Genomic DNA, 6307 nt, shown 5'->3' with positions numbered 1-6307 from the left:
TTGCCAGGACCTTCGACGTTCACCCGGCGACGATTTACCGCATCATCGAGCCGTAGGTCGCCTTATGCCGGTTTTCTGTTCCACTCAGCCGCACAGGCCATTTTCAGCATCCACTTACCCATGCCGAAAATCGTGTGCGACGTTTTCATGGCCGCCGCGCCAAGGGCGTTCATCGTGGTGTGGCTCTTGCGGACGGCGGCCTCGAATTGGTGCTGCCCCCGGGTGCTTTTGTGAACACCATCTGCCACGGCCCCTGATGCCGTACCTAGATCGCCCATCGTGTTGAAGCTCTTGCGCGCCTCGGCCTCGAATTTGCGCTGCGCTGCAAAAGCATCATGAATTGATTCCGCGATCACCCCCGATGATGCAGCCATCCCGGCCAAGATGGCGTCGGTCTGTCCCGATGCGGCGGCGAACCGCTTGGCCGCGCCGCCCATCGCGTCATCGACCTTCCGCCAGTCGCCGGGGAGTTCCTTCACCTTTTCCTCATACGCGGCGAAGAGGGTCTGAAAGCGTTGAAACGCTTCGTCTTGAACCTCAACCTCGATTATCGACTTTACGTTACCGGTCATCAGTCGTTCAATTCGTCAGTTGCTTGCGGCAGTTCTTCGCACCGCTCCCAATCGCGCCCCCAGGCGTTGCCGGTCCAGAGACTGCCATCGGAGGCTAATCCGACGATCCGGGCGCGGGGGCGGGTCTCGCCTTCGACCTGAACCTGCACTCCGGTGATGCCGATCAGCTTGCGGGGCCGTTCTGCGGTGACGTCGGCAACGATCGCGCGTAACCGCTCGATTTCGGCGCTTTGCAGTTCGGCGATCCTTCGCATCGATTCGCGAAAGCTCGCCCCGGTTTGGCTTGCGGCTGCATCGGCATCGATCATGTGCCGGGCAATCGCGGCATCCGTGGTTTCGGTATGGGGCATCGATTTTCCTTTGATATTTTCGAGGGCGCGGTAATCTGCGCCGGTTTCGGCTGCATCGAATTGGCGGAACCGTCCGCGCCGATCGGATGGGAAGCTATCGGCCAGCAAGCGGCCCAGCCACGCCATCAGCGAAACTCGGCGGGTACGCGGCCACCCCATGTCGCCCATGCCGGGTGTTCCACAACCTGCACCACGGCACCGGCCAAAAAGAGGCCAGCGGCGCGGAGTTCATCGGCTATGCGGCGGCGGAAATTCTCGCTGTTCTCGCTCTGGTTGGCCTCCCAGGTCATCGCCGGTCCCGTCCACCCCGCTACGCCAGGCGTAAGCGATGCGGTGCATCGTGCGGGCAGCGAGTTGTCGTGTTTCGTCTCGAACCAAGGCGCATGGGCGTAATTCGTGGAGGGCCGGGCAAGTGATCGGTCGAGGATGTGGCGCACCAGGGTCGAGCGCGGAATATCCGCATCGGCGGCTGCCGCGTCGAGGCGATCGAGCGTTGCCGGGGGCAGGCTGATCGAGACGGGTCGGGTCTTTTGGGTTGAATCTGACATGACTTAGCCCCGCTTTCCGGCAGACTGATTGAAAGAAACTTTGCCGCCCGCACCCGCGCTGAACGGTGCCCATGCGGCTTGCGGATCGCCAACGTATTCCGTCACCTCATGCCCAAGTTCGAGTTTCTTGATCGCCCGGATTTGGCCTGCCGGCATGACGGTGTTGCCTTTCACGGCAGCAAGGGCATCGGCATAAATGCGGGTTTCGACGACATCGAGCGCGGCACCCGCAACGCTATCGAGGCGGGCGGTGGCGAGGGTCGGGCTAAACTTTTTCAAAGCATCGGCCAAACGGCGGCGATATGCGATGGGGCGTTCGCCCGGAACGGGATCGGGCACTGTGCGACCAAGCGCGGCCTGAAAAACACTGTCGGCACGACTGCGTGCTTCGGCAATCTGGTTGCGGTCATCGGCCGGCGCTTCGGCGGTGACGCGGCGCATCTGGTGTTCAAGCGCGGCGATCTTCGCCATTGCGGCACGATTTGCGGCGGATTGGTAGCTGTCCGCACGGCGCTGCCCGTTTGTGTTTAACGTCGGGTCTTCGGTCGGTGCCGCGTAATCGCGGCGCTGCCCGTTTGTGTTCAGGGTCGGGTCTTCGCCGCCATCGCGCTCCATCGCATCGAGCCGGTCCAGGACGGCCTTGTGCGACTTCATGAGGGCATCCGCCCAGGCGGGGATTTCTTCGTTGTTGTCGGTGGCCTCAAAGTCCGGGGCACGGTTGGGCATAAATCAGTCCTTTGCATTTTCATGGGCTGCCGGTGCAGGCGAACGGGAGTGAAACCGTCCACCCGCACCGGCATCGGCGGGCCGATCGCCGATCTTGTAGAAATAAGATAGCCGGTTATGCTGTAATATCAAGTATTGTTAGAATAAGGATAATGTATATCCATGGGTATCTATGATGCATTATGATACATATAAGTATAGTCCTATGGGGAATAAATAATGCAGACTCACGCGGCCGCCGGGCGTGCCTGATCTATGGGATTCAGGGCAATCGCAATGCCCAACAGCAACGCAGTGCGCAGCGGTTGCATCCCGTCCAGAGCTTCAGTCACCTTGAAATCAAGCGACGCCGATAGGGGATAGGTTTCAACCCGCGCTAGAGCGGCCGCCCCCATTTTCACACGCGCGCTTGCCACATGCGCGCTCGCTGCCAAGGCAAGCGATGCCGGGTGTTCGAACAGGTATTGCGGCACAATATCGACATCGGAACCCGCCGCCCAGCCATTCTCTTGCAAAACTGCCGGCACGAAAAGGCTTGCGGCATATCGCGGCGGGCAGACCCCCGCAATTTCCTTCATCCGCCTCGATGCCGCGGCGAATAGTTCCATTGTGAGCGGTTGAACGTCGAAATCCACCAGGATCAAGAGATGATCGGTAGGAGTGTCGCGAGCCCAATACGTAATCGCCGTGGTTCCGTCATCGCCAATATGGATCACCCCGATGATGTAGTCGCAGCGCTTTGGCAGAGGTTGCGCGGCGCCGCCCGTCGTCAAGCCTGCCGACTTAATCAGTGCAGGGCGGCGGTCGAGGTCGAGGCCGACCAGCACGCCCGCCACGCTGTTGCACAAGTCGTCGTGACCGCCGGGGGAGTGATCCACCGAATCCTTGCCGGACCGGGCCGTGCGACGTTCAAGACCGACCAATTGGGCGGACAGGCGAGGGTTGTCGAGCAGTGCGACGCGGCCGGCATTCAGCAGCGGCAGCAGGTCGAGATACAAGTCCGACTTCGGACGCGCGCAGGCGTTGTATTCGATACCGTGTTCACGGAAGCGCTGGCGAGGCCACTCGCCGCCATACCGATCGCCTGTAACCGTCGACACGCCATACCGGCGCAAGGTGTCGGCGAAGTCTTTCACCGTGGCTTCTGGATCGAACGGAGGCCGTGCCTCGCGTACCGCGTCAAGCACCACAACGCCGCTCGGCATGATGTGCGCAATGGCGAGAGTCATGGCGTCGGACACGCCGCCAGAGGGGTCGACGAAGGCCAGATAGGCCACGCCCGGCTCGGGGGGAAGTTCGGTGCGCCCCCAGCACGTCACTGCGTCCACCGTTTCGCGGGTCACGAAGTCGGCAAGATCGTCGCGGAACTCGCCGCCGTATTCAGCGCGGGCGGCCTCGGGGTCTTCCTCGTATGCTTCGGCGATGATGGCGGGGTCGATGCTCGGGTTCATCGCGGCGGTATCGGCTTTCCACACCAGCACGCGGGCGTCATCCCGGCCGTAGTTGCGGCGGAAGGTGGCATAGAGCGCGCCACGTTTTGCGTAGGGCGATGATGCCAGCAGCAGGATTGAGCCGGGTATCGACGCCATGCCGGGGCGAAGAGCGCGCAAGATTTCAACGTCCGGGTTGGCGCTGGTCTCATCCGATCGCCAGAACGCGATCTCATCGGCCAGCACGGCTGCATATGAGTAGCCGCGCGTGGTGCGGAAGCTAGCGGTGCCGATCTCGATGTGAACCCGGTTCGATAGGATGATGGTCTCGGTGTTCTCATCCTGCACCATGCCGGCGAGCAGGGGGGTGGCTTTCAATAGTCCGCTGATGAACCTGAATATCGATCTGGCCTGATCACGGTTCGCAGCGAGTACGCCGATGGTGGCAACTTCGCCGGGGGCGAGGTGCGGACCGTAGTCGCGAAACACTGCCAAGAATACCGCTATCAGGGCCAGCACGCGGCTCTTGCCACCGCGCCGTCCGACGATGAGGGCGGCTTCGCGAAAGGGCGTCAGGGGCGGTTCTGTGCGGCCGGTGCGCAGCCTGAATGTCTCCGTCTCGGTATCTGTCATCGGCAGACCGAACAGAGCGGCCAGGAAGGCGCGCCAAGCCGTCCAGGTGCCCTCCTTGAAGTGAGGCGCGAAGAGGTTGGGGTCGTCGAGTGAGGCGAGGATGTCGAGAGCGTTGTCGTGCAGAGACGCAGGGGCGGGGTTGGGGGGTGTGGCAGGGCGCGCGGTGCGGCGGGTCATGGCTTGGGGGACTTGCTGGCGAGATAGTCCGCAAGCGTCGGCTGGGGTGCGGGCGCGCCATCGAGGCCAAGGGCTTGGAGCATCCGGCTCATGGAGTTTGCCCAGGCCAGATACTCCCGGCCGGCATGCTCTGACAGGTCGCCGTCGCGGAACATCTTTTCGTCCATGATCGCCATGCGCACCTGCACCATGGCGATGCGATCGATCAGCGCGCGTTGCGCTGCGTTCGGGGCGCCTCCGATGTGTTTGACCAGTTCGGCGCGGAGTGCGGTGTAGAGGTACCCCAGGCGAGTGTTGCGCTTCCCTGCCCATTGGATCGGCCGGGTTTGCGGATCAATCACACGGGTGCGTTTGGGGTGGGTGGTTGATGGCGATGCCTTGGCGACGATCCGGCGCGTGGTGGCGGTGGGTTGGCGCGGGCTTACCGCTTCGGTTTTCACCATCGCCGGGTCGGTATCGCTCATCGCCATTTTCTCCATCGAACGCCGTGGCGATGTTGCCCCGACGTTGCCCCAGATAGCCGGTTTCGGTCTTAATTCAAGTAAACCCTATATTCCGCAATGGTTTCAGCGGAGCAGACAACTGGTCATGAACCGGTTGCTCTATTGGTTTGGGGTTGGATTGTCTCGACGCCGGGGCGGTTGAAAGTGACCGGCGTTGGTCAGTTCGAGGTGTTCGGTGTGGTGGAAAGTATGGTCGGGGTTTTGCGGTGGTTCGATCGCCCCCCCCCCTGATCGATGATCTGTTGCGAGTAATTTCGCGCTCCTTTTGGCCTCGGTTTCTCCCCTCTTTTTACGTGTGCGCCCCTCCCTAAAGAGGGCGCAGCACGTAGGGGGGTATGGGGGGACACTGCGATACAACCTAGTGCACAATGAAATCAATGACTTATGCATGACTGGGTGCACCGGGTGCGCAACCACCGGGTGCAAGCAATATCAATGGGTTATGAGAGACCGGGTGCACCGGGTGCAACCGGGTGCAGACCGGGTGCAGGGGTACTTTTCGGCATTTTGACCGGGTAGAATCCGACGCTCCAAAAGTTCGATTCCATCTTTCGACGGCTCGGCTTCACCCCGTGACCGATCAATATGGCGCGACCGTCACGGTTGGGCACAACGGACAAGGTATGGCCGGAGTTCCCTACCACCGTGATCGGTTCGTCCCATTCTGCGTCTGTCTGAATTATGAGAGCATCCTCAAACCGATCCATCTCCTTCGGTCCCCACCAGACGTGGAGTTCAGCGGCCGTCAGGTATTTTCGCTTGGCGAGCGTGGGGCGTAACGCGGTGATGGCCGCCTTGGCCCCGGCATCGATACCCAGGCGATGCAGCTTAATCAGGTAGGCAACGAACCGGGCGGCGGTGACGCCTCTACCGCTCATAGCGAAATTGTTGCGCGGCAGAGGATAAGCGCCTTCGTCCGGCCAATCGTGTAGGATGGCATGGTTTGTAAAAAGTCTGTGGCAACCGGCGTTACAGAGCCAGTCTTCGACGCGGTAGGAAGGAAGAGGCTCACCGCGCGCCAATGCGGCAAGGTGGTTCTGGGAGTGCCCGCCTGTTGATGTCTTGGCAGCGTGGATCAGCGATTCGATTGCGTCGGGCAGTATTTCGGCGGTGGGGTTCTGTGTCATGTTGCTGGTTCCGATTGGGTTGATGGTTGATTGTCGCGGGCGATCCTGCGGTAGTTTTGGCGGTTGCGCTTGTAATCGATCACCGTGATCTGTTTGGTTGCAAACAGGGATGACATCGCCTGTTCAAACTCTTTCTTGTTGTATCCGTGCCTATCCGGTTGACTCAGACACCCACTAGGGCTAGTGGCCCCCGCCATGGCGGCCATTGACATTCACCAGCGTGACGAACTGGCTTTCCCCC

General features: G+C 61.3%; 8 protein-coding genes. All 8 read right to left on the bottom strand.

From position 1 onward, the window contains the following. Positions 1-62: 62 nt before the first annotated feature. Entirely contained in the window at positions 63-572 is a 510-nt protein-coding gene (locus B7X49_RS17510) for a hypothetical protein (protein WP_286705285.1), read from the bottom strand. Then, positions 572-1048: a hypothetical protein gene (locus B7X49_RS17505; RefSeq protein WP_286705286.1), complete on the bottom strand. Its 477-nt coding sequence runs from the start codon at positions 1046-1048 to the stop codon at positions 572-574. The genes B7X49_RS17510 and B7X49_RS17505 overlap by 1 nt, the downstream gene beginning before the upstream one ends. Continuing rightward, complete coding sequence (locus tag B7X49_RS17500; protein WP_286705287.1) at positions 1048-1470, bottom strand: ribbon-helix-helix protein, CopG family; 423 nt, start codon at positions 1468-1470, stop codon at positions 1048-1050. Before B7X49_RS17500 ends, B7X49_RS17505 begins: the two co-directional genes overlap by 1 nt. A 3-nt stretch (positions 1471-1473) precedes the next feature. After that, positions 1474-2085, bottom strand: coding sequence for a hypothetical protein (locus tag B7X49_RS17495; RefSeq protein WP_286705288.1), 612 nt, complete (start codon positions 2083-2085; stop codon positions 1474-1476). 338 nt (positions 2086-2423) lie between these two features. Then, positions 2424-4436: a hypothetical protein gene (locus B7X49_RS17490; protein ID WP_286705289.1), complete on the bottom strand. Its 2013-nt coding sequence runs from the start codon at positions 4434-4436 to the stop codon at positions 2424-2426. Further along, the gene (locus B7X49_RS17485; RefSeq protein ID WP_286705290.1) at positions 4433-4900 is read right to left on the bottom strand and encodes a hypothetical protein; all 468 of its coding nucleotides are present in this window, start codon (positions 4898-4900) and stop codon (positions 4433-4435) included. The genes B7X49_RS17490 and B7X49_RS17485 overlap by 4 nt, the downstream gene beginning before the upstream one ends. 479 nt (positions 4901-5379) lie before the next feature. After that, positions 5380-6066 carry a hypothetical protein gene (locus tag B7X49_RS17480; protein WP_286705291.1) on the bottom strand — a complete coding sequence of 229 codons (687 nt, stop codon included), beginning with the start codon at positions 6064-6066 and terminating at the stop codon, positions 5380-5382. Beyond that, positions 6063-6272, bottom strand: coding sequence for a hypothetical protein (locus B7X49_RS17475; protein WP_286705292.1), 210 nt, complete (start codon positions 6270-6272; stop codon positions 6063-6065). Before B7X49_RS17475 ends, B7X49_RS17480 begins: the two co-directional genes overlap by 4 nt. Positions 6273-6307: the final 35 nt, after the last annotated feature.

The organism is Acidiphilium sp. 34-64-41 (genome assembly GCF_002282635.1).
GTDB lineage: Bacteria > Pseudomonadota > Alphaproteobacteria > Acetobacterales > Acetobacteraceae > Acidiphilium > Acidiphilium rubrum.
Note: the sequence above shows the minus strand (reverse complement) of the source record. Positions and strands in the feature narration are given on the sequence as shown.

Bases quoted from the DNA above. Each gene is read 5' to 3' on its own strand.
- B7X49_RS17475 (WP_286705292.1), bottom strand. From the start codon at position 6,272: ATGGCCGCCATGGCGGGGGCCACTAGCCCTAGTGGGTGTCTGAGTCAA.
- B7X49_RS17490 (WP_286705289.1), bottom strand. From the start codon at position 4,436: ATGACCCGCCGCACCGCGCGCCCTGCCACACCCCCCAACCCCGCCCCT.
- B7X49_RS17495 (WP_286705288.1), bottom strand. From the start codon at position 2,085: ATGGAGCGCGATGGCGGCGAAGACCCGACCCTGAACACAAACGGGCAG.
- B7X49_RS17505 (WP_286705286.1), bottom strand. From the start codon at position 1,048: ATGGCGTGGCTGGGCCGCTTGCTGGCCGATAGCTTCCCATCCGATCGG.
- B7X49_RS17480 (WP_286705291.1), bottom strand. From the start codon at position 6,066: ATGACACAGAACCCCACCGCCGAAATACTGCCCGACGCAATCGAATCG.
- B7X49_RS17485 (WP_286705290.1), bottom strand. From the start codon at position 4,900: ATGAGCGATACCGACCCGGCGATGGTGAAAACCGAAGCGGTAAGCCCG.
- B7X49_RS17510 (WP_286705285.1), bottom strand. From the start codon at position 572: ATGACCGGTAACGTAAAGTCGATAATCGAGGTTGAGGTTCAAGACGAA.
- B7X49_RS17500 (WP_286705287.1), bottom strand. From the start codon at position 1,470: ATGTCAGATTCAACCCAAAAGACCCGACCCGTCTCGATCAGCCTGCCC.